This window comes from Bradyrhizobium sp. CCBAU 53338 (assembly GCF_015291665.1).
Classification (GTDB): Bacteria; Pseudomonadota; Alphaproteobacteria; order Rhizobiales; family Xanthobacteraceae; genus Bradyrhizobium.
The window spans coordinates 1,574,552-1,600,443 of the sequence record NZ_CP030048.1; the positions used below are offsets into that span (position 1 = coordinate 1,574,552).

The 25,892-nt window shown below is 65.3% G+C and carries 25 protein-coding genes; 19 read left to right on the plus strand and 6 right to left on the minus strand.

Translation table 11 applies throughout. The annotated features are described in order from the left end of the window. Window positions 1-13 precede the first annotated feature (13 nt). Window positions 14-799, plus strand: a complete 786-nt coding sequence (locus XH90_RS07590) for a thioredoxin family protein (protein ID WP_194480035.1) — start codon at window positions 14-16, stop codon at window positions 797-799. Beyond that, on the plus strand, window positions 742-1,053 hold the full coding sequence (locus XH90_RS07595) for a hypothetical protein (RefSeq protein WP_371748327.1): 312 nt from the start codon (window positions 742-744) through the stop codon (window positions 1,051-1,053). The genes XH90_RS07590 and XH90_RS07595 overlap by 58 nt, the downstream gene beginning before the upstream one ends. A 77-nt stretch (window positions 1,054-1,130) precedes the next feature. Here XH90_RS07595 and XH90_RS07600 read toward each other — a convergent pair whose 3' ends face one another. After that, window positions 1,131-1,835 (minus strand): L,D-transpeptidase, encoded by a 705-nt coding sequence (locus XH90_RS07600; RefSeq protein WP_194480039.1) that lies wholly within the window; start codon window positions 1,833-1,835, stop codon window positions 1,131-1,133. Window positions 1,836-2,109: 274 nt separating this feature from the next. Here XH90_RS07600 and XH90_RS07605 point away from each other — a divergent pair, with 274 nt between their 5' ends. From XH90_RS07605 to XH90_RS07615, 3 genes are all read left to right on the plus strand, one after another. Continuing rightward, the gene (locus XH90_RS07605; protein ID WP_194480040.1) at window positions 2,110-3,162 is read left to right on the plus strand and encodes a glycosyltransferase family 1 protein; all 1,053 of its coding nucleotides are present in this window, start codon (window positions 2,110-2,112) and stop codon (window positions 3,160-3,162) included. Between the two features lie 32 nt (window positions 3,163-3,194). After that, on the plus strand, window positions 3,195-3,884 hold the full coding sequence (locus XH90_RS07610; protein ID WP_194480042.1) for a methyltransferase domain-containing protein: 690 nt from the start codon (window positions 3,195-3,197) through the stop codon (window positions 3,882-3,884). A 152-nt stretch (window positions 3,885-4,036) separates the two neighbouring features. Next, window positions 4,037-4,696 carry a hypothetical protein gene (locus XH90_RS07615; protein WP_194480044.1) on the plus strand — a complete coding sequence of 220 codons (660 nt, stop codon included), beginning with the start codon at window positions 4,037-4,039 and terminating at the stop codon, window positions 4,694-4,696. 142 nt (window positions 4,697-4,838) lie between these two features. Here the strand turns inward: XH90_RS07615 and XH90_RS07620 are convergent, their stop codons facing one another. Beyond that, a complete protein-coding gene (locus XH90_RS07620; protein ID WP_194480046.1) occupies window positions 4,839-6,503 on the minus strand; it encodes an aminotransferase class III-fold pyridoxal phosphate-dependent enzyme in 1,665 nt (554 codons plus the stop codon). 35 nt (window positions 6,504-6,538) lie between these two features. Here XH90_RS07620 and asd point away from each other — a divergent pair, with 35 nt between their 5' ends. Continuing rightward, the gene (asd, locus tag XH90_RS07625) at window positions 6,539-7,402 is read left to right on the plus strand and encodes an archaetidylserine decarboxylase (RefSeq protein ID WP_194480047.1); all 864 of its coding nucleotides are present in this window, start codon (window positions 6,539-6,541) and stop codon (window positions 7,400-7,402) included. A 69-nt stretch (window positions 7,403-7,471) separates the two neighbouring features. Next, window positions 7,472-8,041, plus strand: a complete 570-nt coding sequence (locus tag XH90_RS07630) for an NUDIX hydrolase (protein ID WP_194480049.1) — start codon at window positions 7,472-7,474, stop codon at window positions 8,039-8,041. Window positions 8,042-8,102: 61 nt separating this feature from the next. On the opposite strand, the gene XH90_RS07635 is transcribed toward XH90_RS07630, so the two are convergent. Further along, window positions 8,103-9,434 (minus strand): FecR domain-containing protein, encoded by a 1,332-nt coding sequence (locus XH90_RS07635; protein WP_194482614.1) that lies wholly within the window; start codon window positions 9,432-9,434, stop codon window positions 8,103-8,105. A gap of 186 nt (window positions 9,435-9,620) precedes the next feature. Further along, window positions 9,621-10,394 (minus strand): DUF2147 domain-containing protein, encoded by a 774-nt coding sequence (locus XH90_RS07640; protein ID WP_194480050.1) that lies wholly within the window; start codon window positions 10,392-10,394, stop codon window positions 9,621-9,623. Window positions 10,395-10,644: 250 nt separating this feature from the next. On the opposite strand from XH90_RS07640, the gene XH90_RS07645 reads away from it, so the two are divergent. From XH90_RS07645 to XH90_RS07685, 9 genes are all read left to right on the plus strand, one after another. Further along, window positions 10,645-10,836, plus strand: a complete 192-nt coding sequence (locus XH90_RS07645; protein ID WP_194480054.1) for a hypothetical protein — start codon at window positions 10,645-10,647, stop codon at window positions 10,834-10,836. Between the two features lie 48 nt (window positions 10,837-10,884). Beyond that, the gene (locus XH90_RS07650) at window positions 10,885-12,084 is read left to right on the plus strand and encodes an extensin family protein (RefSeq protein ID WP_194480056.1); all 1,200 of its coding nucleotides are present in this window, start codon (window positions 10,885-10,887) and stop codon (window positions 12,082-12,084) included. A 17-nt stretch (window positions 12,085-12,101) separates the two neighbouring features. Beyond that, window positions 12,102-12,317 (plus strand): hypothetical protein, encoded by a 216-nt coding sequence (locus XH90_RS07655; protein WP_194480059.1) that lies wholly within the window; start codon window positions 12,102-12,104, stop codon window positions 12,315-12,317. A 205-nt stretch (window positions 12,318-12,522) separates the two neighbouring features. Continuing rightward, window positions 12,523-13,821 carry a M20 family metallopeptidase gene (locus XH90_RS07660; protein WP_194480061.1) on the plus strand — a complete coding sequence of 433 codons (1,299 nt, stop codon included), beginning with the start codon at window positions 12,523-12,525 and terminating at the stop codon, window positions 13,819-13,821. After that, a complete protein-coding gene (locus XH90_RS07665) occupies window positions 13,818-14,657 on the plus strand; it encodes an ABC transporter permease (RefSeq protein WP_194480063.1) in 840 nt (279 codons plus the stop codon). Before XH90_RS07660 ends, XH90_RS07665 begins: the two co-directional genes overlap by 4 nt. A gap of 23 nt (window positions 14,658-14,680) precedes the next feature. After that, a complete protein-coding gene (locus tag XH90_RS07670) occupies window positions 14,681-15,691 on the plus strand; it encodes an ABC transporter substrate-binding protein (protein ID WP_194480073.1) in 1,011 nt (336 codons plus the stop codon). A 52-nt stretch (window positions 15,692-15,743) separates the two neighbouring features. Then, window positions 15,744-17,108, plus strand: coding sequence for an amidase family protein (locus XH90_RS07675; RefSeq protein ID WP_246755710.1), 1,365 nt, complete (start codon window positions 15,744-15,746; stop codon window positions 17,106-17,108). Between the two features lie 71 nt (window positions 17,109-17,179). Further along, complete coding sequence (locus XH90_RS07680) at window positions 17,180-17,920, plus strand: Crp/Fnr family transcriptional regulator (RefSeq protein ID WP_194480076.1); 741 nt, start codon at window positions 17,180-17,182, stop codon at window positions 17,918-17,920. Then, window positions 17,921-19,051 (plus strand): helix-turn-helix transcriptional regulator, encoded by a 1,131-nt coding sequence (locus XH90_RS07685; protein ID WP_194480078.1) that lies wholly within the window; start codon window positions 17,921-17,923, stop codon window positions 19,049-19,051. 395 nt (window positions 19,052-19,446) lie between these two features. Here the strand turns inward: XH90_RS07685 and XH90_RS07690 are convergent, their stop codons facing one another. Then, entirely contained in the window at window positions 19,447-19,788 is a 342-nt protein-coding gene (locus XH90_RS07690) for a DUF6665 family protein (RefSeq protein ID WP_194480080.1), read from the minus strand. Between the two features lie 55 nt (window positions 19,789-19,843). Continuing rightward, window positions 19,844-20,479, minus strand: a complete 636-nt coding sequence (locus XH90_RS07695; RefSeq protein ID WP_194480082.1) for a TetR/AcrR family transcriptional regulator — start codon at window positions 20,477-20,479, stop codon at window positions 19,844-19,846. A 199-nt stretch (window positions 20,480-20,678) separates the two neighbouring features. On the opposite strand from XH90_RS07695, the gene XH90_RS07700 reads away from it, so the two are divergent. The 3 genes from XH90_RS07700 (at window position 20,679) to XH90_RS07710 (ending at window position 25,880) form a co-directional block, all read left to right on the plus strand. Further along, window positions 20,679-21,992: an HlyD family secretion protein gene (locus XH90_RS07700; RefSeq protein WP_194480083.1), complete on the plus strand. Its 1,314-nt coding sequence runs from the start codon at window positions 20,679-20,681 to the stop codon at window positions 21,990-21,992. Between the two features lie 109 nt (window positions 21,993-22,101). Beyond that, the gene (locus tag XH90_RS07705) at window positions 22,102-23,700 is read left to right on the plus strand and encodes a DHA2 family efflux MFS transporter permease subunit (protein WP_194480085.1); all 1,599 of its coding nucleotides are present in this window, start codon (window positions 22,102-22,104) and stop codon (window positions 23,698-23,700) included. Between the two features lie 380 nt (window positions 23,701-24,080). Next, entirely contained in the window at window positions 24,081-25,880 is a 1,800-nt protein-coding gene (locus XH90_RS07710; RefSeq protein WP_194480087.1) for an ABC transporter ATP-binding protein, read from the plus strand. The last annotated feature ends 12 nt before the right edge of the window (window positions 25,881-25,892 follow it).

A 25,892-nucleotide genomic window follows, 5' to 3' on the forward strand; every position in this document is an offset into this window, starting at 1 on the left:
GATTTGGAGAATCATGATGACGTCAGCAGACAAGGCAGGGACGAACGGACAGACCGCCATGCAGACACCGCCGGTGGTGTCGCCGCAGGACTGGGAGGCAGCCCGTCAGCAACTGCTCGTGAAGGAAAAGGCGCATACCCGCGCCCGCGATGCACTCGCCGCCGAACGCCGGCGCATGCCATGGATGGAAGTGGACAAAGCCTACGCATTCGAGGTGCCCTCGGGCAAGGCCAGTCTGCTCGACCTGTTCCAGGGCCGGCGCCAGCTCATCCTGTACCGGGCCTTCTTCGAGCCCGGCGTGTTCGGCTGGCCCGACCATGCCTGCCGCGGCTGCTCCATGGTGGCCGACCAGGTCGCCCATGTCTCCCATCTGAACGCCCGCGACACCACGCTGGTGTTCGCCTCGCGCGCCCCGCAGGCCGATATCCTCAGGCTGAAGAAGCGGATGGGCTGGGAGATCCCGTGGGTCACCATCACCGACAGTTTCGACTCCGATTTCGGCGTCGGCGAGTGGCACGGCACCAACGTGTTCTTCCGCGACGGGACGCGCATCTTCCGCACCTATCTGATCAAGAGCCGCGGCGACGAGCAGATGGGCGGCACCTGGAACTATCTCGACATCACCCCGCTCGGCCGCCAGGAGCCTTGGGAGGACTCGCCCCCAGGCTATCCGCAGAGCCCGACCTACAAATGGTGGAACTGGAACGACAGCTACGAGGCGGGAGCCGCGCCCGACAAGAAATGGGTCGAGGTGTCGGACGCCGGCGAGATCGCGCTTCGCGCCAAGGGCGCGCAGTGAGCGAGACCCATCCCGCCGGCGCCCGCCGCGACGGCGGCAAGGCCGCATCCCACCTCGCCCGATGGCTGGGTCTTGCGGCCACGCCCACCTTCGCGATCATGGCCGTGTTGACGGCCATGATCGGTGGCGGCCCGGCGGACATGCTCTGCGCCGCCGGTCACGGGCTGTCGCTCGGCGGGATGGTGCCGATGTATCTCTTGATGAGCGCGTTTCATTCGGCGGCGTGGCTGCGGCTGCTCTCGGGGTGGTCGTGAGCGACGAGCGAGCGCAAACAAGAACGGCCCCGACATCGTCGGGGCCGCTCGCATCTCAATCTTGTTCGTGCGCTGCGTTAGCGAAGCTCTGCGCGGCGCTCGGTCATCGGCAGCACGATCACCTTGGTGCCGACGTTGACGCGGGCGTAGAGGTCGGTGACGTCGGCGTTGGTCAGGCGGATGCAGCCTGAGGAGACGTGCTTGCCGATCGTATCGGGGGCGTTGGTGCCGTGGATGCGGTAGACGGTGCCGCCGAGATACATCGCGCGGGCGCCGAGCGGGTTGCCGGGGCCGCCGGCCATGTGGCGCGGCAGATAGGGCTGGCGCTGGATCATTTCCGGCGGCGGGGTCCAATCCGGCCACTCGGCCTTCTTGGTCACCGACTGCGTGCCGGACCAGGTGAAGCCGTCGCGGCCGACACCGATGCCGTAGCGGATCGCCTGGCCGTTACCGAGCACGTAATAGAGATAGGTGTTGGGCGTATCGATGATGATGGTGCCCGGCGCCTCGCGCGTCGCGTACGAAACCGTTTGGCGACGGAAGCGCGCCGGCGTCTCGACGGCATCCTGATCCTCAGACGGCGCGGTCTGGTAGGTCGGTGCAGAATAGGGCTGGTAGGGTTGAAGCGGCTGCGGCGCAGTCATCACCGGCAGCGGCTGGAAGAACGGAAACAGCTGCACGGGCGCGGCCTTGGCCGGGCCCGCAAATGCAATTGCAGCAACGGCCACCGCACTGACGGCAACGGCGCGCGAATACGTCTTGAACGTGTCCAGATTGAACATTGGTCGCCCCTGTTTGCGTGGTGTTTCTTGGTCACCCCGGCACCGTTGCGGTGCTCCGTTGCCTAATTCCCTAACGGAAAGAAGTTTCGGGACGTTTGCGCGGAAAACCGAAAACGGTTTCATCGCGGCAAGGATTGTTTCATGACAGTTTCGTGGCCGGGCGGACGCGTTAACGAACAAAACAGCGGGCCGACATTTCTGTGACGTCACACGCCTGAAATATCCGTGGTTGATGGTCCTCAGCCGAGAATCATCAAACTCTCGGGATTTCCCCATGCGGGTATTAATCGCGACTGACGCCTGGCATCCGCAGGTCAACGGTGTAGTCCGCACGCTGACTTCGCTGGCTGCCGCCGCCAAGGCCCTCGATGTCGAGATCGACTTCCTGACCCCTGATGGCTTCCGGTCCTGGCCGCTGCCGACCTATCCGGGCCTGCGCATTGCGCTGCCTTCAGGCAAGGAGATCGCGCGCCGGATCGAGAGGTGCGCGCCGGAAGCGCTGCATATCGCCACCGAAGGCCCGATCGGCTGGGCCGCGCGGGCCTATTGCCGCCGCAACGGGCTCGCCTTCACCACCTCCTACACCACGCGCTTTCCGGAATACGTCTCGGTACGAACGGGCATTCCCGATGCGGTCGGCTACGCCGTGCTGCGCCATTTCCACGATGCCGCCGCGATGACCATGGTGGCGACGCCGTCGCTGCGGCAGGAACTCGCAGGCCGTGGCTTCAAGCGGCTCGGCTTCTGGGGCCGCGGCGTCAACACCGAGCTGTTCCACCCCGATAGCCCGGCCAAGCTCGACCTTCCGCGTCCGATCTTCATGACCATGGGCCGCGTCGCCGTGGAGAAGAATCTCGAAGCGTTCCTCTCGCTCGATCTGCCCGGCACCAGGGTCGTCGTCGGCGACGGCCCGCAGAAGGCGGCGCTCGAAAAGAAATACCCAGATGCAGTCTTCCTCGGCGAGAAGAAGGGCGCGGATTTGACTGCTCATCTCGCGGCCGCCGATGTCTTCGTGTTCCCGAGCCTCACCGACACGTTCGGCGTCGTGCAACTCGAAGCGCTCGCCTGCGGTACGCCGGTTGCGGCGTTTCCGGTGACGGGCCCGAAGGACGTCATCGCCGATCATCCGATCGGCGCGATCGACAGCGATCTGCGCGCCGCGTGCCTGCGCGCGCTCACGATGTCGCGCGAGGCCTGCCGCCACTTCGCGCTGGAGCGCTCGTGGGAGAACAGCGCGCGCCAGTTCGTCGGCAACCTCACCTCACTTCAGCCCAGCCGCGTCCTGCGCGCCTCGCCTCGGATGGCGCGGCGGCCGGTGCGCGGTTGATCCATATTTGACCCACAGCGAGAACCTCATCGATGGCTAAGATCATGAACCTTGACGGCACCCAGCAGCTCGACCTCACCCGTGGCTCGGTCGAGCAGGCCTATGACCGCTGGGCGCCGGTTTACGATCTCGTGTTCGGCGGTGTGTTCGCCAAGGGCCGCCAGGCCGCGATCGCAGCCACCAACAAGATCGGCGGTCGCGTGCTCGAAGTCGGGGTCGGCACCGGCATCTCGCTGCCGCTCTATGCCCCGAACCTGCGCATCTTCGGCACCGACATTTCGGACGCGATGCTCGACAAGGCGCGCCGCCGCGTCAGCGAAGGCAACCTCAAGAACGTCGAGGGCCTCGCGGTGATGGACGCGGAGAAGCTCGAATTCCCCGACAATTCCTTCGACGTCGTGATGGCGCAGTATGTCGTCACCGCCGTGCCGAATCCGGAGAAGGCGCTCGACGAATTCGCCCGCGTGCTGCGTCCGGGCGGCGAGCTGATCATCCTCACCCGCGTCAGCGCCGATACCGGCATGCGGCGCTTCATCGAGCAGAAGCTCCAGCCTGTGGTGCGTCCGCTTGGCTTCCGCACCGCCGAGTTCGCCTGGTCGCGCTACGCCAAATGGCTCTCCGGCGCCAAGGGCATCGAGCTCGCGGAGCGCCGCCTGATTCCGCCGCTCGGCCATTTCTCGCTGGTGCGCTTCCGCAAGGTCGACATCGCCAAGGCGGCTTGAGCACGGCTGCAGGAGCGGCGGTCATTCCGCCGCTCACGCGTTCGCGTGCGTCACCGCGTCGCTGCACATCGTCACATGACAAAATGATGATGTCACACGGCGTACATCGAATCCCTGTAAATCCTGAACCCGAAAGCATTTTGGGGGAGAGCATGATCAAGAACTACCTCGAGCAGCTGCGGATCCAGCGCTGGGACGACCATCGCTACTATCACCACAGCCGCATCAACCAGAGCCTGCACTTCGTCAGCGCGCTGAGCTTCCTCTTTGCCTATGTCTGGCTGTTCGTCGATCCCATGATCTCGGCGCTGGTCGGCTGGCTGGTCTCGATGACCTCGCGCCAGGCCGGTCACTTCTTCTTCGAGCCGCACGATTACGACCACATCAACCAGGCGACGCACGAGTACAAGGAAGAGATCAAGGTCGGCTACAACCTTCAGCGCAAGGTGGTGCTGATGGCGATCTGGGCGGTATCGCCGCTGGTGCTGTTCGTCGATCCGACGCTGTTCGGCCTGTTCACCCCCTGGGCCAGCGCCTCCGACTTCGTGCGGCAGGTGGCCAAGATCTGGCTCGCGGTCGGCGGCGGCGGTCTCCTGTTCCGCACCGTGCACCTGTTCTTCATCCGCGACGTCGAGACCGGCCTTGTCTGGATGACCAAGATCCTGACCGATCCCTTCCACGATCTGATGCTCTATCGCAGCGCGCCGCTCGCCTTGATGCGCGGCGAGCTGATGGACCCCGGCCTGCATCTCAACCCCGAGCACACGCTGGGCCTCGTCTCCGAGCCCGCGCTCGAAGAGCAGCACGCCTGATACGCCGCTACCCGGACCGCGAATGTCTACGGTTTACGTCATGCCCGGGCTTGTCCCGGGCATCCACGTCTTGGAGTTCATGCGCGGAAACGCGTGGATGGCCGGGACAAGCCCGGCCATGACGGCTTCGGAGTACGCCGCCTCAACGCCCGAAGCGCCTGGCCAGCATCTCTTTCAGGATCTGCCGCTTGATGTTCTTGTTGGTGAGCACGCCGTCGTGCCACCAGAAGCCGTCGGCTTTCATCTTCTCGGCGGCGCGGACGAAGCGGTCGGCGACCTCCGCGAAGTCAGCGTCGGTATAGTTGAGGCTGAAGATCAGCCGGCCGGTACCGACCCAGCTCAGGGCCAGGCCCTCGGCGCGCAGGTAATATTGCAGCATCCAGTTGTAGCGGGACGGGGTGGTGTATTTCACGGTCCAGATCGACGAGAAATTGGCGAACTGCACCGGCAGCCTGGCGTCGGTCATCATCTGGTTGAGCTTCTGGACGCGGCCGCTCCAGGTCGCATCGAGGCCGTCATAGATGGCGCGGAAGTTCGGGCTGGCGAGGCGGCTCAGGAACTCGTCCATCGCCGTCATGACGTAGGGATGCGAGTTGAAGGTGCCGCGGGCGAAGCAGATGTCGGCCGGACGATCGTCGCGGAAGCGGCGCATCAGCTCGCGCTTGCCGCAGACGACGCCGACCGGGAGGCCGCCGGCAAGGCTCTTGCCGTAGGTCACCATGTCGGCCCTGACGCCAAAATATTCCTGGGCGCCGCCGGCCGCGAGGCGGAAACCGACGAAGACTTCGTCGAAGATCAGGACGATGCCGCGCTCGGTGCAGATCTCGCGCAGCTTCGTCAGCCATTCGGTGTAGGCCGCGCGATCGAAATTGCCGCCGCGGGAGGAGTCAACCAGCGAGGAATCGCCGGGCGCGTTGACGTTCGGGTGCAGGCCCTGCAGCGGATTGACCAGCACGCAGGCAATGTCCTTGCGCGTCTTCAGCACATGCAGCGTCTTCTCCGACATTTCGGAGAGGGTATAGGTCTCGTGCGCGGCAATCGGATTGCCGACGCCGGGCTGCACGTCGCCCCACCAGCCGTGATAGGCGCCGGCGAAGCGAACCAGATGCGTGCGCTTGGTGTGGTAGCGCGCGAGGCGCACCGCCTGCATCACGGCTTCGGTGCCGGACATGTGGAACGAGACCTCGTCGAGCCCCGAAATCTGGCAGAGCCGCTGCACGTTCTCGAGAATGACGGGGTGGTAGGGACCAAGCACGGGGCCGAGCGCGTGCGCGCGCCTCTCCGAGCCCTCGATGCATTCCTTGTAGAAGTCGTTGCCGAAGATGTTGACGCCGTAGGAGCCCGTGAGGTCGTAGGAGGTGTTGCCGTCGACATCGGTGACGGTAACGCCGCTCGAGGATTCCATGAAGGTCGATGTGCCCAGATGCTCGCGAACGAGGCGCGAGAACTGGAACGGCACGCGGTAGCTTTCGGTGAAGTTGAGATCGGAGATCGTCTCGGCCGCTTCCTTCGTCATCGCGCGACCCCTGGGGTAGCGATCGGCGTAGAGCCTGGCGAGACGGAAAAAGGCGTCCTTGCGTTGGGCCACGATGTTCGCCGGCGCGCCGTCGCAGCCGAAATATTTATCACCGTCAAACTCGTAGAACGGCAGCAGCTTTGCCACCCGGCGCGACATCTTGGAGTGCCCGGCGAGCGAGCGATGCTTGGCGCGGGACAGTTCGACCCGCGCCTTGATCTTCGGGAGGACGGCGGCAGCAGACGCTGCCGCGGCCACGGACATCGAGAGAATCGGGAGTGTCGTTTCCATGACAACAAGCGCTAATACTGTGAGCTGACAGATTCATGACAGTCAAAGCCCTCATCGCCTCTTTCACCCAGCAGGAAGACCTCAACTTCCTGCTGACCAACCGCATCCCCCGCGCAGCGCTGACCCGCTTCATGGGCTGGTTCTCCAAGATCAGGAATCCGCTGGTGCGGGACTTCTCGATCGCGCTGTGGAAGCTGTTCTCCGACCTCGATCTGTCGGAGGCGCGCAAGACTCATTTTAACAGCCTGCACGACTGCTTTACGCGCGAGCTGAAGCCGGGCCTGCGTCCGTTCGATCCGGATCCTTCCGTGGTCGCAAGCCCGTCTGACGGAATCGTCGGCGCCCATGGCCGGATCGCCGACACCGAGCTGTTCCAGGTCAAGGGCGCGCCCTATTCGCTGCTCGATTTGCTCGGCGATCCCGCGCTGGTCGAGCAGCATCGCAACGGCAGCTTCGTCACGCTGCGGCTGACCTCGAGCATGTATCACCGCTTCCATGCGCCTTATGATGCGCATATTGAGCGCGTCACCCTGATCCATGGCGACGTCTGGAACGTCAACCCGATCGCGCTGAAGCGGGTGGAGCGCCTGTTCTGCAAGAACGAGCGCGCCGTGATCCGCACGCATTTGCTGACCGGCGAGGCCGTGACGCTGGTGCCGGTGGCCGCGATCCTGGTCGCCAGCATCCGGTTGCACTTCCTCGACATGGTGCTGAATGCGCAGACCAGGGGGCCGGTCAATTTCCCCTGCGACGTCGATGTGACCAAGGGCGAGGAACTCGGCTGGTTCGAGCACGGCTCGACCATCATCATCCTTGCGCCCGGTGATTTTTCGTTCTGCGACGCGATCGCGGAGGGGACGCGCATCCGCGCGGGTCAAGCGCTTCTTCGGCGGAACTAGTCTTCATTCCGCCGCGTCCGGCGTCTATATCGTCCAAGGGGACAAGTCGACGACACGGCGGGATTTCTGATGGCGCGGGCGCCGGTGATGGCGGCGGGAGGTATTGTGCTGCGGCGTGGCGACACGCCGCTGATCGCCATCGTGCGCCAGCGCAAGCGCAATGAATGGGTTTTGCCCAAGGGCAAGCTCGACGACGGCGAAACGCCGAAGGAGGCCGCGCACCGGGAGGTGCTGGAGGAGACCGGCCACGACGTCGCCATGCACGAATTCCTGGGCACGATGGCCTATCAGTCGGGCGGGCGCTCGAAGGTTGTGCATTTCTGGCGGATGGAAGCCGATGGCGGCCCCGTTCGCAAGCTGATGAACGACGTCAAGTCGGTCGACTGGCTGACACTCGATGACGCGCTCGCGCGTCTGTCTCGCGAATATGAACGCGCCTTTCTCACCCAGGTCGGCCCGATCGCGATCGCGGCGGCCGGCCTCGCGACGTCGCCAGCGCCGGAGCCGGCGCCAACGCTCGCGGCCGACGATATCGATGCGGCCTTGCAGACGCTCACACCGGCGGAAGCCGCCTCCGTCGATGAGTTGCGGCACGGGTTGTTGCAGAAGGTAAAGGCCTGGCTGCGCGGCGAGGCGTAAGCTCTTCTGTTCGTCTCTCTCTCCACGTCGCGATGACGGGGAGGGAGCGGAGCCTTCCAGCCTATCGCTTTTTCTTTTCCTTCGGTGCCGGAGCCAGGGCGGGCTTGCGCGGCGCGGCGGGGCGTAGCGCGCCGGGCAGGCGTTGCAAGCCAGGCTGGCGCGGCGCAGCGCCTTGTTGCGGCTGGACGCCCGACTGCGTGCCGGGCTGCAATCCAGTGCGTGGCTGGGCGGCCGGCCGTCCGGCACCCTGCTGTTGACCGGGCCGCTGTTGATTCTGTCCCGGGCGTGGCGTGCCCGGCTGTACGGCGCCGCCTTGGCGCTGCGGCTGCTGCGTGCCCGCAGGCGTTCCCTGACGGTTCGGCGCGGCACCCGGCTGCTGCTGGCCCGGACGGTTGTCCTGACCGCGCCGACCGTTCGGCCGCTGCGGCTGCTGTTGGTTCGGTGCCGGGTTCGGACGCAATTGCCGTTGCTGCGGCGGCTGCGCCGGTCGCGGAATCCGGCTCACTGCGGCCGGGTTGGCGCGGCGGAAGTCGCGTTGCTCGGTCACGATCTGGCGGCCGGTGGTCTGTGCGGCGTGCACCTGGCTGACGAAGCCGCGGTCGCGCGCGATCTGCTGCGGCGGAATCGTGATCGGTACTGCGGCGAAGCGCATGCCGCCCGGGCCGCCGGCACCTGGCCGGATCGCAAAGCCGCTCGCGGCTTGCGTCAGCGAGCCGAGCCGCGTGCCGCTGGCGCGGTCGTTGACGTCGATGTGGCCGACGCGGCCGTCGGCATCGGGATAGAGCTTGATGTTGACGTTGCCGGCGCTGGTCGCGGCCGCGTTCTCGGGCACGTCGACGACGCCGGTGGTGCCGCGAATGCCGAGCGTCGCGGTCGGCGTCGCGATCTTCATGTCGCCGGTCCTGGCCACGGCTGCGGCGACGAAGGCGACCGTGCCCTTGCCGATGTCGAAGATCGCCGAATTCTGCTTGCCGCCGTCCTCATAGACATAGGTGTCGATGGTGATCTTGGCGCTGGCGGAGAGGTTGAACGTGGTGGCGTCGTTGAAGGTGATGCCAAGCGAGGAGTTCGAGGACGTCTGCACGACGTCGTTGAGATAGATGTCGTCGCGCACCTTCAGCGGATAGGAATTCTTGTCGCGGATCACGGTCGCGATCCCCGTCACGGTGGCGACGTTGCCGATCGGCTCGACGGTGGTCGCCTGCACATCGGCGGCCGGCGCTGGCGAGGCCGATAGCGCGGGAGAGGGCGCCGTCGTCGATTGGGCCTGCGGCTGCGCTTGTGCCTGGACTTGTGCGAGCTCGATTGCTTCGGATGCGCACGCGCTGTCCGCGCCGGCCAGCGGAAGCGCCAGCAGCGGCAAAACGAACACGAAGCGGCGCCAAGCCACCATCAAAGCCACGAATGAGGTCCCGGTGAGAATGCGAGGCGAGATCGGCCGATATCAGCCGGAGATTGCTGAATGGCGGATGAACGCCCGTCGTACGGGACCGGCGAACGTTCAAACGCCACGTCCCGATATCGGGACGTGGCGCCATCTCGGGAACGAGACCCTTTGCCAGCGGCGATGCGTGTGGCCTCAGCTCACGCGCTTCCAGGTCTGGCCGCCGCAGAACATGCCGCCGAAGGCGCAGCCCTGCACGCGCATCGCGTTCGGGCCCTTCATCGCGATCGTCGAGTCGTAGTTGCGGCCGGAGTTCGGATCGTGGATGCGGCCGCTCCACTTGGCGCCATCGGGCTTCATGTTGATCAGGATCCGTTCGTTGGTCTTCTCGGCATAGCCGCAGAGATTGGTGCCGCACTGTTCGACGCGGACGTTGCCCTTGTTCTCCTCGGTCGCCCACACGCCGATCGGTGTGTTCGCCGCCTGCACGGGAGCCGGCGCCGGTGCCGGTGCCGGCGCAGCGGCAACGGGTGCGGGGACAGCAACAGGAGCGGGGGCTGCAACCGGCGCAGGCTGCGTGGTCGTGTCGACGGACGGTGCGGCGGCAACGGTCGGGGCAGGGGCGGCGGGCACGACAGCGGGTGCGGTCGGCGCGGCGGCCTGCACTGGCGCAGCCTGAGCGGGCTGCTGCTGCACCGGAGCCGGCGCGGGGGTGGCCGTCGTTGCCGGCGGCGTGGTGTCGTCATCGTCCTTGGAGCCAAGGCCGTTGAGGTTGATGTTGTTGAGCCTGATCGGCTTGTTCGACAGGCCCGGCGCCACGATGGTGACGCAATCGAGCGAGGCGCAGTTGCGCGGCGTCTCGATGCGGATGCGCTGGCCGTCGATCTGGAACGAGAGCGAATTGCCGGCATGCGCGGCAGCGCTCGAGGCCAGGAAGAGCGCGGCGGCGGCTATGGTGAGCTTGTTCATGACAACCTCCTGATGGCGTGGGTCCCGAGATGGACTGAAGTCGGTCGTGGATCGGATGTGGTTCGACCCTATGCCGACGCCGACCGGCCTTCTGTGATGGACGTCACAGCTGCTTTCTGGGTGCGCCGGCGCAAATTCGTCCGCCGGGGGAAGGGGTGCAGGCCCTGTCCAATTTGTAATCGTCCTGCACCGAACCCGCATTTGCCTTGCAAGCGACCGATGGCTGACGACGCATGCAAGGAGAGTGCGCATGACGCGCATCGGCAGACATTCTGGCCACATCGCCGCGTTGCTGACCGGCTGCGCGATCTCGGCTCGCGCCAATACCGACATCCGAACCAATGTGCTGAAGCAGAAGCGGGGCGAGGACGCGCTGAATGTCGACAGCTCGTTCTGCGACGCGCGGCTCGGCGGCGCGGCCGGCATGGTTAAGGAAAGCTGAACCCGACACGTTGAAGAGTCTTTAAGTAAATTCACCGAACGTGCGCGCATGACGCGCGGAGTTCGTTTGTATCTCGTCGGCTCCATCGTCCTCGTTTCGCTCGCGGGTTGCGGACGCGGCTTCTTCCAGGCCGAACGCGAACCGTGGCGGGCCGAGGCCGAAGCGGCGTGCCTGAAATCAGGCGCCGTGAAAGAGAGCGCCGACATCGTCCGGATCGATCCGATCTCCGGTCCCGGCATGTGCGGAGCCGAGTTCCCGCTGAAGGTCGCCGCCATCGGCGAACCCTCCGCCAGCTACGGTTTCGCCGACGAAGATCTGCGACCACCAGGCAGCATCGGCAACCAGCCGCGTTGGCCGGTGCGGCAGCCGCAATCGAACTATCCGGCATCCGGCTATCCGCAGCGATCGAACTATCCTGAAAGCGCGGTGCGCCAGCCCGCCGGCTATGGCGCATCTTCGGGTCCGGTGTCGCTCAGCGCACCCGGCGTGGCGCCGCAGGAAGACGAGATCGATTTGCCGCCCGAGGGCACGGACGCCGCAGGCGCTGCGCGCTACATGAATGCGCCGAGCTATCCGGCGCGTCAGCCCGGTCCCGGGCCGTATTCGCAAGCGCCTGCGCAACCGCAATTGCCGCGGCTGGGTCCCGCGCAAGGCAATCCCGTCACCGCCGTCGGTCCGGTCGCGGTGAAGCCGACTGCGACGCTCGCCTGTCCAATCGTGTCCGAGCTCGACCGCTGGTTCGCCGACACCGTGCAGCCCTCGGCGATGCGCTGGTTCGGCGCCCGCGTGGTCGAGATCAAGCAGATCTCCGCCTATTCCTGCCGCGGCATGAACGGCAATCCGCACGCCCATATCTCCGAGCACGCCTTCGGCAACGCGCTCGATGTCGCCGCCTTCACGCTCGCCGACGGCCGCCGCATCACCGTGAAGGACGGCTGGCACGGCATGCCGGAAGAGCAGGGGTTCTTGCGCGACGTCCAGTCGGGCGCGTGCGCGCATTTCACCACGGTGCTGGCGCCGGGCTCGAACGCCTATCACTACGATCACATTCACGTCGACCTGATGCGTCGCGCCAGCCGCCGCCTGATCTGCCAGCCGGCCGCAGTCTCCGGCGAAGAGGTGGCCGCGCGCGCGCAGCGGCGCAATCCGTACGCGAATTCGCGCGATCCCTACGTGACCGGCTCGCTCGGTGCGCGCAAGGGCAAGCACGACAAGGTCAACGAGGAAGACGAGTTCTCGGACGAATAGCCGAAGCGCGATCCGACATGCCCGCCGACATCGTCCGCTATCTCACCCACCCGCAGGTGCAGATCGACCCTGATGTGCCGGTGCTGCTCTGCCAATATGCCGGCCATGCCGTGGATCGTGTCCACGATCAGCCGGCCGGCGGCGGGAATATCTTCGCCTTCGCGCGCGAGACACGTCAGGTCCTGCATGGCTGGCGCCGCATGGACGATCCGGACCTGCCGTCCACACACTGAGGCCAGTCTGCTCAGCCCGCGCTGCCTCTTCGGCAAACCGCATCTCGGGCGCAAAAATTTGCGCGTTCGAGATTTTCGTCCAAGGCATTGAACTGCAATCGCTAATCTGGCCATCGCGGGCTTTTCCGGCGGTTGGCACGGTCGCTGCAATGAGGGTGCTGCAACGAAGCGGCGCGGCCGGCGCCGTGAGTCAACGGAACCCGTCATGCAGATGTCTGTCACCCCGCCTTATTCCGATCTCGAGCAGCGCGTGCTGTCGCGCATCACGGAAGAGCGCTGGCTCGAACTGGCGTCGGAACTGATCCGCACCGGCCAGCCGCGCTCCGGCAATCCGCTCGATCCCGACCTGCCGCCCGCCGAGGAAGAGGCGATCTCCATGCTGGTCGCCGGCAAGCTCGAAGCTCTCGGCATGGAAGTGACAAAACACAGCGCGCAGCCGCACCGGCCGAACGTGCTCGGCGTGCTGAAGGGACGCGACGGCGCGCCCTCGCTGATCCTCAACGATCATCTCGACACCTATCCGGCCGTCGAGCCTCACAAATGGCACATGACGGATTTCGATCCGTTCAAGGCGACGCGTCACGGCGACCGGCTCTATGCGCGCGGCACCTCCGACACGCGCGGCAATCTCGCGGCATCGCTGCTCGCGGTGCAGGCGTTGATCGAAGAGGGCGTGAGGTTCGAGGGCACCTTGATGTGCTGCTACACCGTCGACGAGGAGCGCAACGGCACCGAGGGCTCCATCTACATGCTGAACAAGGTCGGCCTGACCGCCGACTACGAGATCACCGCCGAGCCGACGGCGTGGGGCGACGTATCAGGCGATTGGGGCATGAACCTCTCGGTCGCCAATTCCGGCCATTGCCTTGTCGAGGTCACGGTCGAGGGCATCAAGTCGCACATCTGGCGGCCCGACATCAGCGTCAACGCCATCATGGAGGCGGCCAAGCTGCTGCCGAAGCTGAAGGAGATGGCGTTCACTCACGTGCCCAGCAAATTCATGGGGCACACGCCGCCATGCTGCTCGGTGGTGCGCATCCGCGGCGGCCTGCCCGGCGAGATGCAGTTCTCCCCCGATGCCTGCACCATCACGCTCGCGGTGGTCGGCATCGTGCCGGGCATGACGCTGGACAGCGTGATCTCCGACATCGAGCGCCTCGGGCAGGCGACGTTCGCGGGCGTCAACGACGTCAAGGTCGTGGTGCGCCAGGTGCCCGGTTCGCTGTTCGTCAACGCAACCGAGCCGGTGCCAATCGAGGAGGAGCCCTGCCGCTCCTTGCGCGCGGTCTACCGGCGCCTGCTGGGCCGCGAGCCCGGCGTCAACCGCAAGAACGCCTTCAACGACACCATCCGTTTCCGCGAGGCCGGCATCAACGCGGTGACCTTCGGTCCCGGCGAGGACGGCTGGGCCGTCGACAACGAGAACATCTCGATCACCAAGTCGGTGATGGCGACGCGGATCTATGCGCTGACCATCATGCAGATCCTGGGAGTTCGCACATGAGCGTCGAGGCTAGCCCCATGGCCATTCCGATCTCGGCCGATCGCACGCGGCGGGGCACGCTGCGATTGAGACTGCCGAAGGTCTCGCGATCCGTTCTGCTCTCGGCGCTCACCATCGTCGTGCTGCTCGCGGCATGGATCGTCGTCACGGAGATGGGCTGGGCCAACGAGCTCTTTCTGCCGAAGCCGCAGGCGGTGTGGGCCGCGTTCATCAAGACGATGACCAAGGGGTATCAGGGCGCGACGCTGCTTCAGCACCTCGGCGCCAGCCTCTATCGCATCCTCGTCGCCTTCTCCCTGGCCTGCCTGATCGGCATCCCGCTTGGTGTTCTCATGGGCGTCTCGCGCAATGCGCGCGCACTGCTCAATCCGCTGATCGAGTTTTACCGGCCGTTGCCGCCGCTCGGACTCTATACGCTGCTGGTGATGTGGCTCGGCATCGGCGAGAGCTCGAAGCTGTCGCTGCTGTTTCTCGCCGGCCTGCCGGGCATCGTGATCTCGACGATCCAGGCCGTCACCAGCGTCGATCCCGTCTATGTGCGCGCCGCGCAATCGCTCGGCGCGACACGGCGCCATCTGCTGTTCCACGTGTATCTGCCGGCGGCGGGCCCTCTGATCCTTGCGGGCATGCGTATCTCGCTCGGCTTCACCTACACCGTTCTGGTCGCCGCCGAGATCGTCGCGGCCTCCGCGGGCATCGGCTGGATGATCTGGGATGCCGCCAAGTTCCTGCTGTCCGACGTCGTGATCATGGGCCTGATCGTGCTGGGCCTCACCGGCGTCGTGCTCGACCTGATTATGCGCGGCATCGCCAAGCTTCTGATGCCGTGGGCCTGAATTCAATCCAAGGGGAGATCCACATGATGAAGAGACTCGTTGCCACGATCGCACTTGCCACGCTGGCGCTCACGACGACGGTTCGCGCCGAGGACAAGCCGGCCAAGATCACGGTCGGCTATCTGAACCTGGTGAACGCGCAACTCGTGACGAAGCATCTCGGCCTGCTCGCCAAGGAGATGCCGGGCGTCGACATCAAATACGTCAAGGTCGGCGGCGGCGGCGACATGCTGCGCGCGATCGCCGGCAACGACGTCGACTTTGGCGGTCTCGGCAATCCGCCGACCGCGATCGGCGTGACACGCGCGCTGCCGATCAAGGGCATCTTCGTCGTCAACATGCTCGACTATGTCGAGGCGATGGTGGTCCGCACCGACAAGAACATCACCTCGCTCAAGGACCTCAAGGGCAAGACCGTCGCCGCGCCGTTCGGCTCGACCACGCATTATCTGCTGCTTCAGGCGCTGAAGGACGAGGGTGTCGATCCCGCCTCGATGAAGATCCTGGACCTCGCCCCCTCGGATATCGCAGCGGCCTGGCTGCGCGGCGACATCGATGCCGCCTGGTTCTGGGAGCCGAATCTCGACAAGGCCGTGAAGAACGGCGGCAAGATCCTCATCACCTCGGGCGAGATGGCCAAACGCGGCTACCCGACCTGGGACATCGGCGTCGTCATGAATGCGTTCGCGGACAAATATCCCTCCTATGTCGAGAAGTTCCTCAAGGCCGAATGCGAGGGGATCGATTTCTGGCTGAAGAATCCGGCGAAGACGGCCGAGATCATCGCCGAAGAGCTGTCGCTGCCGCTCGAGGATGCGACGCGCATGATGAAGGGCACCGGGATGGTTCCCTGCAACAAGCAGCTCACCGGGGAGTATCTCGGTTCATCCGTGAAGAAGGGCAAGTTCGTCGATACGCTGGTGGCGACCGCCGACTTCCTGGTGAAGCAGGAGCGCCTGCCGAAGCTGCTGCCGCGCGCCGACTTCGAGGCGTTCATCCAGCCCACCTATCTCGAGAAAATCATCGGCCACTGAGGCCAGCGCCGGCGGGCCAGTCTCGCCGGCATAGTCCCGTTCCTGCAGGCACATGACCGCCATGGATATCTCGCCCAGCCATCTCCGCGCCGCTTATCGCAGCGGCGCGCTGAAGCCGTCCGATGTTGCCGCGCATGTGTTGTCGCGGCTTGCCGACGCCGACCAGAGCGGGGTCTGGATTTCGAAAGCCCAGCCCGAGAAGGTCATGGCTGCTGCGCGTGCGATGGATGCGCGCGTCGGTGAGATCGAGAGGCTGCCGCTCTACGGGCTGATCGTCTCGGTGAAGGACTGCATCGATGTCGCGGGCGAGCAGACCAGTTCGGCCTGTCCGGAATTCGCCTATGTCGCGAAAGACACCAGCCCGGTCGTCGCGGATGCCATCGCCGCCGGCGCGATCTACATTGGCAAGACCAATATGGACCAGTTTGCAACCGGCCTGGTTGGCGTGCGCTCGCCCTACGGCATCGCGCGCAACCCGCACAATCCCGACTACATTCCCGGCGGCTCCAGCTCCGGCGCGGCGGTGTCGGTCGCGTCCGGCACGTCGTCCTTCGCCTTCGGCACCGATACCGGCGGATCCGGCAGGGTGCCGGCGTCCTATTGCGGCGTCACCGGCTTCAAGCCGGCGCCCGGTGCGTTCAGCCAGCGCGGCATGGTCTATGCCTGCCGAAGCTTCGACACGATCTCGCTCTACACGCAGACGCCGGGCGACGGCTATGACGTCTATCGCGTACTGGCGCGACGCGATCCCGAGGACTGCTTTTCGCCTGACGATTTTGCCGGCTGGAGGGAGCAGGCATCGCCGGCGCGGCCGCTTCGGATCGCGACACCGCGTCAGGACCAGCTCAGGTTCTTCGGCAACGCGGAGACGGAGCGGCTGTTCGGCGACGGGCTTCACAAGCTGCGGCAGCTCGACATGTCGATCGCCTCTGCGGATTTTTCGCCGTTCACGTCGATCAACGACCTGATGTTCTTTGGGCCGTTCCTCGCCGAGCGCGATGTTTCGGTCGGCGCCTTTCTCGACGCCAATCCGGATGCGGGCGTCAGGATCGTGCGGGATCTCGTCATCGGCAGCCGGAAGTTTACGGCGGCTGACACCTATCGCGCGCTCTATGAGGTCAGGGAAGTCCAGCGCATGCTCCGTGACTTCTGGCAGATCCACGACGCGCTGGTCGTGCCGACGGTCGGAACCGTGCTCAGCATCGACGATGTCGCGCGGGATCCGCTGACCGCCAATTTCAACAACGGCTACTACACCAACTACGCCAATCCGCTCGGGCTTGCCGCGATCGCGGTCCCGAACGCGGTGACCGGGGCCGGCGTGCCCTATGGTGTCACGTTTCTGGCGCCGGCGGGACGGGAACGCCTGCTCACCGACCTCGCCTGCGCATTCATGGGAGCCGCAGCCCGTTCCTGATATCTGCGTCGCGTTGCAATCCGACCGGAGACCTCCTAGCCTTCGAGCCGTCACTCGAAGGGAGATCGATCGTGGGGCGCAGTCATGCGCATGAGGTGGCCGATCCAGGTGAGCCTTCAGGCGAGCCATGCGCCGAGGTGCAAAGGGCCGGGACCGGACGTTATGTGCTGAAGGCGCTGGGCAAGGCCGATCTCGACCTGGTGATGCGGACCGGCCGGCAGGCCACCTACCAGAACCGCGAATATCTGTTGCGGGAGGGGGAGCCCGCGAACGGCGTCCACGTCATTCTGAGCGGAATCGTCGAAAGCACCCATGCCGGCACGCAGGGACGCGAACTGATGCTGGCGACCTGGGAGGCGGGCGACTTCGTCGGCGCGCCCTACATCCTCGGCGATCACCGCCATAGCTGGTCGGCCCGCGCGCTCGGGCGGGTCGAGGCACTGCATCTCGACCAGATTGCAATCCGCACGCTGATTGCACAGTCGCCATCGTTCGCGGTTGCGCTGATCGAGTGCCTCGGCTTCAAAGGCGAGACCTATTCGATGCTGGCGCAGACGCTGGCGGGACAGAAAGCGGCCGAACGGCTGGTGCTGCTGCTGGTGAAGCTGTGCGAAAACGCCGCGCAAGACGAGAACGGACCGATTTCGCTCGGCCGCATCACGCAAGCCAATCTCGCGCGCATGATCGGCGCGACACGGCAGTCGATCAGCCTGATCCTCAGTCGCCTGCAGGACGACGGCATCATCTCGACCGGCCCGACCAAAATGGTCGTCAACGATCTCGCGGCGTTGAGGAAGCAGGTCAGCGACTAGATGAATGACGCGGCGACGATGACAGGTATCGATTTCGAGCGCATTGTGGATCGCATCCATGAAGCCGCGACGGCTCCGGAGCTGTGGCCGGACGTTCTGGAAGAGGTCGCGCATGCCGCTGGTGCGCATGGCATGGTCATGATCACCTCGGACACCGATCAATGGGCCGGCGTCTGGAACGGCGTCGTGACGTCGCCGTCGATCCAGGAGGCATTCTCGGCGTTCATGAGCGAGGGCCTGTCCAGTCGTACGGAGACGACACCCAGGCTCCTGGCGCGGGATCACCCCGGCTTCGTCAGCGAACAGGACGTCTTTTCGCTGGAAGAATGGGAACGCGACCCATATCGGGAGTGGAACAAGAAATGGGGCTTCGAGCACGCCTGCGCGACCGCCGTCCACAGCCCCTCCGGTGAGCTCATTGTTTTTCACATGGAGAGATTGGCCGGCCGGCCCGCGTTTTCACGGCAGGATCTCGAATTCCTCGACCGGTTTCGTCCCCACCTCGCGCGGGCGGCTCTATTGTCGACGCGCTGGCGCCTCACCCGGATGCGGGCGGCGACCGAGGCGCTGGCGCTCGTCGGTCTGCCGGCGCTCGCGATTGCGCGCTCCGGGCGGGTCCTGGCGGCGAACGCCTTGATCGAAGGCATGACGGAGGTCTTGCGCTGGTTGCCCAGAGACCGGGTCGCGATCAGGGACGAGGCGGCTGATACCCTGCTGCGCGCCGGCCTGACTCAACTCGGGTCGCCGCTCAACAAAGCCGTGTGTTCCTTTGCCGCGCGCGGCGCAAACGACCAGGAACGGCTGGTCTTCCATCTCGTTTCGATGCCGGGCGAGGCGCGCGATCTCTTCGATGGGGCCGTCGGCCTCCTCGTCGTAACGCCGGTGACGACGCCCCAGGCGCCGAGTCTTGCGTTGATTCGTGGTCTTTTCGATCTCACCCCGAGCGAGGCGCGCGTTGCGCGCGGAATCGCACAAGGACAGACCATGGGCGACATTGCGGCACATCACGGCTTGAGCCGCGAGACGATACGCACGCAAATCAAGGCGGTCCTCGCCAAGACCGGCACGCGCAACCAGAAGAGCGCAGCCGCGCTCTTCGGTGCAATTCCCAAAGTGCCACTGAACGATTGATCCCCGAAGCATTCGGTTGCCCCCGATTCTCGCCGGTGCGCGGCCCTTTTCACCCGAATGGGTGAAGACACGGCCGGTTTCTGCGGGATCAACTTCGCCTGAATTGGGAGTTGGACGAAAAGCCGCACGGATGGAGCGACCCGAGTTTCAGTTTTTCGAAGTGGCCTTGGCGCAGCGCAGGCGCAGGACATGGGCGTGGAGCATCCGCACCAGCCAGGGGGAGGTCGTGATGCGCGGCCGGGGAGCGAGCCGGCCGGCCGCGAAGTACCAGGCCGACAGAGCGCTGTTCCTGCTGCTGCTGACCGCACCCTATCGATCGCGGCTTTCGGCGTAACCTAGCGGGCGCCATTCGTTCAGGAACGCGCCTGCGACACTGCGGAACGCTGCCGGGAACGTCAGGTCGAGGTCCGCTTCGACGGTGCGGGAGCGAGTCCCATGCAGCGTTGCACCTCGGCCGGGACGCTGTAGGTTCGCATGATATGGCGGCTGTCGCGCAGGCCGGTTGCCTCGCGTTGCACGACGAACATCCACAGTGCCTGGCCGGCTTCCATCACCAGCTTGCGCCTCGCCGGCTGCATTGCGGCCGGCGTTTCCGCCAGCGCGTGGGTGGCGTCGAATTCGCGCAATTGCGCGAGCGCCTGTTCGAGCGCGCGACCCATTCGTCCAAGCGCTGAGGCTTGCTCCTGGACGATTTCATAGTGAAGGATATCGACCGGCGGGCGAAGATCTCGGGACATGTCAGCCAATATAGTGCCGCGCGAGGCGCATGCGCAACGCGTTGGCCGGCTGCCGTTACTTCGCCTTGTAGGCGCCCAGGAACATCCGCGTCGCACTGTCGATCACTTCCGCCATGCGCTGTTCCGACGGCGGCGGCGCGGCCTGGAAGACGAAGGGCAGGAAGAGCGAGGCCTTGCACAGTTCCATGAATTGCGACGCGGCGAGGTCGCAATCGTCGATGGCGAGATCGCCGGAAGCGACATGCGCTCTCAGATATTCCGACAGCCGGTTGATGGTCTTGTCCAGCACGCGCATGTAATAACGGCGGCCGACGTCGGGCATGCGTTCGGCAATCGCCATCACGGTGCGGATCGCCGACCCGCCGCCGGGCCGGCAGAGCAGATGCAGATAGGCCTGGCCGAAATCCTTCAAAGTCGTCTCGGCGTCGCGTGCGGGGTCGAAGTTGAACACGACCTGGCCGTGAAACAGCGCCTCCTCCTCGAGGATGGCTTCGAACAGCGCGCTCTTGTCGGCGAAGTAGACGTAAAGGGTGCCCTTGGAGACGCCGGCCGCTCGCGCGATCTCGCCCATGCTGGCGCCGTCAAAACCCAGATCCATGAACACCTTGTGGGCGCCTGCCAGGATCTGGCGGCGCTTGGAGCTGTCCTCCTCCTGGAGGACGTGGACATGTTCGCGGCCGGCTACAACCATTGATTTAGCGTCTCGGTAGGTTTTCGTATCAGGGGTCGAGGCATGAAACCTAAATAAAGGATTCGAGCCAGTAGGGTTCGGCTCGGGAATATTAAGTATATTGACCGAACCGTTCGGTCAATGGTATTTGGGATGGGTGAGCGGGACTGCGGCCGTGCGACGGCTGCCGCCCGCATCGCGTTTTGATTGGGGAGGCCTTATGGCCACATCGAGAGACCAGGCTGCGCGCGTGCTTCGCCAGGAAGCGGTGGAGACGAGTTCGGCGAACGGTGAAGCTGCGCCCGAGAAATCCGCAGCGTTTGCCGAACAGTTGCGCTCGCATGTGGTCGAGGAGACCAAGCGCCGCACCAGCGAGGCGCCGGAGAAACCCGTGACCGACCAGCCGGCCCCGACTGCATCGGCGCCCGCCGCTTCCGCGCCAAAATCCGGCAAGCGTAAATTCGTCATGATGGGCGTCGGCCTCGTGCTGGCGCTCGCGGCGGCAGGCTATGCCGGCTACTACACGCTGGTCGGCCGCTTCTTCGTCTCCACCGATGACGCTTATGTGCGCGCCAACAACACCATGCTGGGCGCGCGCGTGACCGGCCACATCGCCTCGATTCTGGCCGCTGACAACACGCTGGTGCATGCCGGCGACACCATCCTGCGCATCGACGACGGCGACTACAAGATCGCGGTCGATGCCGCCGCGACCCGGATCGCGACCCAGCAGGCCACCATCGATCGCATCGGCCGCCAGATCGCGGCGCTCGACAGCCAGGTCGCGCAGGCCAAGGCGCAGCTCGATTCGGCGGAAGCGGGCCTCAAGCGCGCCGACCTCGACTTTGAGCGCCAGCAGGCGCTGAGCAACAAGGGCTTTGCCTCGCGCGCGACGTTCGAAACCTCGGAAGCCGGCCGCGATCAGGGCGCCGCCGCGGTCAAGGCCGCGCAGGCTGCCTACGACGTTGCGCGCAGCAATGTCGACGTCGCCAAGGCCCAGCAGGCCGAAGCCCAGGCGCAGCTCGCCGAGCTCAAGACCACGCTCGCCAAGGCCGAGCGCGATCTCGCCTTCACGGCAGTGCGCGCGCCGGTCGACGGCATCTTCTCCAACCGTCTCGTCAACTCCGGCGACTTCATCGCGGTCGGGCAGCGCCTCGGCAATGTCGTGCCGCTCGACCACGTCTATATCGACGCCAATTTCAAGGAAACGCAGCTCAAGCGCATCCGCCCCGGGCAGCCCGTGACGATCAAGGTCGATGCCTACGGCATGCGCAAGTTCAGCGGCGTCGTCGACAGCATCGCGGCGGGCGCGGGCTCGGTGTTCACGCTGCTGCCGCCCGACAACGCCACCGGCAACTTCACCAAGATCGTGCAGCGCGTGCCGGTCCGCATCCGCGTGCCGAAGGCCGTCGCCAGGCAGAACCTGCTGCGGGCCGGCATGTCGGTCTACGCCACCGTCGACACCAACAAGGGCGCCGCCGACGCCGACAGCGAGATCGATCTCGACGATCCCACCATGATTCATCCGCAGTAGGATTTGGTGACATGAGCCGCGCCGCTGCCTCCGGTGCAGGTGCGCACCCTCTCCCGCTTGCGGGAGAGGTGCTGCCAACTCGCAGACTGCTCTGACCCGAGTTAAGACCATGGCGAACGCCACGACCGCTTCACCTGCCATGATGGCATCAGCCGCTTCGGATCGCATCGCGCCGAAGCGGCTGATCGCGTTCATCATCATGGTGTTCGGGATGTTCATGTCGATCCTGGACATCCAGATCGTCTCGGCCTCCTTGAGCGAGATCCAGGCCGGCCTGTCGGCAAGCTCGAGCGAGGTCTCCTGGGTCCAGACCGCCTATCTTATCGCCGAGGTGATCGCGATCCCGCTGTCCGGGTTCCTGTCGCGCGCCTTCGGCACGCGTCTGTTGTTCGCGATCTCGGCGGCTGGCTTCACGATTTCGAGCCTGCTCTGCGGTTTCGCCACGACCATCGAGGAGATGATCCTGTGGCGCGCGCTTCAGGGTTTTCTCGGCGCCGGCATGATCCCGACGGTGTTCGCCTCGGCCTACACCGTGTTCCCGCGCTCGAAATTCCACATCGTCGGTCCCATCATCGGGCTCGTTGCGACGTTGGCCCCGACCATCGGCCCGACGGTCGGCGGCTACATCACCGATCTGATGTCGTGGCACTGGCTGTTCTTCATCAACGTCGTGCCCGGTATCGGCATCACCCTGGGTGTGCTGGCGCTGGTCGATTTCGACGAGCCCCATTTCGAATTGCTCGACCGCTTCGACTGGTGGGGCCTGCTCTTCATGGCCGGCTTCCTCGGCACGCTGGAATACGTGCTGGAGGAAGGTCCGCAATATGAATGGCTGCAGGACACCTCCGTGGCGATCTGCGCCTGGATCTGCGTCGTGTCGGCGATCGCCTTCTTCATACGCGTCTTCACGGCGGCCGAGCCGATCGTCAATTTGCGCACCTTCACCAATCGCAATTTTGCCGTCGGCTCTACGCTGCAATTCTGCGTTGGCATCGGCCTCTATGGCCTGACCTACATCTATCCGCGCTATCTGGCCGAAGTGCGCGGCTACAGCGCGCTGATGATCGGCGAGACCATGTTCGTTTCGGGCGTCACCATGTTCCTGGTGGCGCCGCTGGTCGGCCGGCTGATGGCGAGCCTCGACATGCGCTACATGGTCGCATTCGGCCTGATCGTGTTCGCGATGGGCTCCTACCAGATGACCTGGATCACGCGCGACTACGATTTCTACGAGCTGCTGATCCCGCAGATCCTGCGCGGCGTCGGCATGATGTTCGCAATGGTGCCGACCAACAACATCGCGCTCGGCACGCTGCCGGCCGACAGGGTGAAGAACGCCTCCGGGCTGTTCAACCTGATGCGTAATCTCGGCGGAGCGGTGGGTCTTGCCGTCATCAACACGGTGCTCAACGACCGCACCGACCTGCACATCACGCGTCTTCAGGAACGCGTGACCTGGGGCAATGCGACCGCGACCGAGACCCTGACCATGCTTCAGCAGAAATTCCAGGGCCTCGGCGACTCCACGCTGATGGCGATGAAGCAGCTCAGCCAGATCGTGCATCGCCAGGCTGTGGTGATGAGCTTTGGCGACGCCTTCTTCGTGCTGACGCTGTTCTATCTCGGCCTCAGCCTGCTGGTGACGCTGTTGAAGAAGCCGGCCTCGCCCTTCGGCGCCGGCGCCGGCGCTGGCGGCGACGCGCACTGACGCGACGCGGTCGGGCCAGCTCGAGGCTCCACCCGCACCAAAATGCAACACTCGTGCGTGATCTCGCGCGGGCCCCGTTGCAAACCGCAAATGACACATCTATAAAGCGCACCTCATTCAATCGAACCGGGGAGAGATTTGCATGATTTCGTCGCATTCGCAGATCGCGTTTCCGCGCTCGATGATGGTCTGGCTCGGTAATCTTTCGGCCTGCTAGAGGCCGCTTCCGCCAGCTTCGATTGGGCCAGGGTTTCGACCAAGCGCCCCAATCGCTCCGTTTCCACAGTCAAAGTCAGTTTTAAGTGACGCCGTCCCGGCCTTGCGGCCGGCCTGCGTCCATCGATGGAGCCGGCCCGCGCCAACAGCGGCCGGATGATGCCATGACCGCTTTGTCGAAAAAGCCCGCGGCTATCCGCGTGGTGCTGCCCTTCGTGTTCCGGCACTGGCTGAAGCAGCCGGGGCGCACGCTCGCCATCGCCGCGGCGCTGTTGGGCGCGACCGTCGCCGACCTGTTCATGCCGGTGTTTTCAGGACATCTGGTCGACGCGCTCACGCGCGGGCCATCGAGCCCCGAGGCGCGTCATGCCGCCTTGGTGGCGCTCGGCGGCATCGTGGTGCTGGGCGCGGCGTCGATGGTGTTGCGCCTGAGCGGGCTGCAGGTGATCGTGCCGTTCACGCTGAAGATCATGTCCGACGTGGCGCAGGATGCTTTCCTGCGTGTGCAGCGCTTCTCGACCGACTGGCACGCCAACTCCTTCGCAGGCTCGACCGTGCGCAAGATCACGCGCGGCATGTGGGCGCTCGACCTTCTGAACGACACCATATTGCTGGCGCTGCTGCCGTCGCTGGTCGTGCTGGTCGGATCGATGATCCTGCTCGGGGTGCACTGGGCCTCGCTCGGCGTGGTGATCGCGCTCGGCGCGCTTGCCTACGTCACGATGACGGTGCTGTTCTCGACGCGCTACATCGCGCCGGCCGCGCGCGTTTCCAACGCCTGGGACACCAAGGTGGGCGGCACGCTGGCGGATGCGCTGACATGCAATGCGGTGGTGAAGTCCTTCGGCGCCGAGGCGCGCGAAGATGCGCGGCTCGCCCGCGTCATCAAGCGCTGGAGCGTGCGGGTGCGGCGGACCTGGTTGCGCTACAACTACACCGCCATGGCGCAGCTCTCGCTGCTGCTATGCCTGCGAGGTTCCGTGATCGGCGGCTCGGTGCTGCTGTGGATGTATGGGCACGCCTCGCCCGGCGACGTCACCTACGTGCTGACGAGCTACTACGTCATCCACGCCTACTTGCGTGACGTCGGAATGCACATCAACAACCTCCAGCGTTCGGTGAACGACATGGAGGAACTGGTGGCGATCCACGACGAGCCGATCGGCATCGCCGATACCGAAGGCGCGCGGCCGATCGTGATCGCGCGCGGCGAAGTCGTATTCGACGACGTCACCTTCCATTATGGCGGGCATCGCGCCCCGCTTTATGACGGGCTGTCGATCAAGGTCCGCGCGGGCGAGCGCGTCGGCCTGGTTGGCCGCTCCGGTTCCGGCAAGACGACCTTCGTCAAGCTGGTGCAGCGGCTCTACGACGTCACCGCCGGCCGGGTGCTGATCGACGGGCAGGACATCGCGAAGGCGACGCAGCAATCGCTGCGCAGCCAGATCGCGATCGTGCAGCAGGAGCCGATCCTGTTTCACCGCACGCTTGCCGAGAACATCGCCTATGGCCGGCCCGGGGCCAGCCTCGAGGCGATCGAGCAGGCAGCGCGCCTCGCCAATGCGCACGACTTCATCCTGCGCCTGCCGAAGGGCTACGGCACGCTGGTCGGCGAGCGCGGCGTGAAGCTGTCGGGCGGCGAGCGTCAGCGCGTGGCGCTGGCGCGGGCTTTCCTCGCGGATGCGCCGGTGCTGATCCTGGACGAGGCGACGTCGAGCCTCGATTCGGAGTCGGAAGCACTGATCCAGCAGGCGATGGAGCGGCTGATGAAGGGCCGCACCTCGATCGTGATCGCGCACCGGCTGTCGACGGTGCGCAGCCTCGATCGAATCCTGGTGTTCGACCGCGGCGAGATCGTCGAGCAGGGCACGCATGCCGCGCTCGCGGGCAAGCCAGGTGGCATCTATCGCGGCCTGTTCGAGCGCCAGGTCGTGGAGCTTGGACATATCGCAGCAGCGGAATGACGCGCGGCGGCA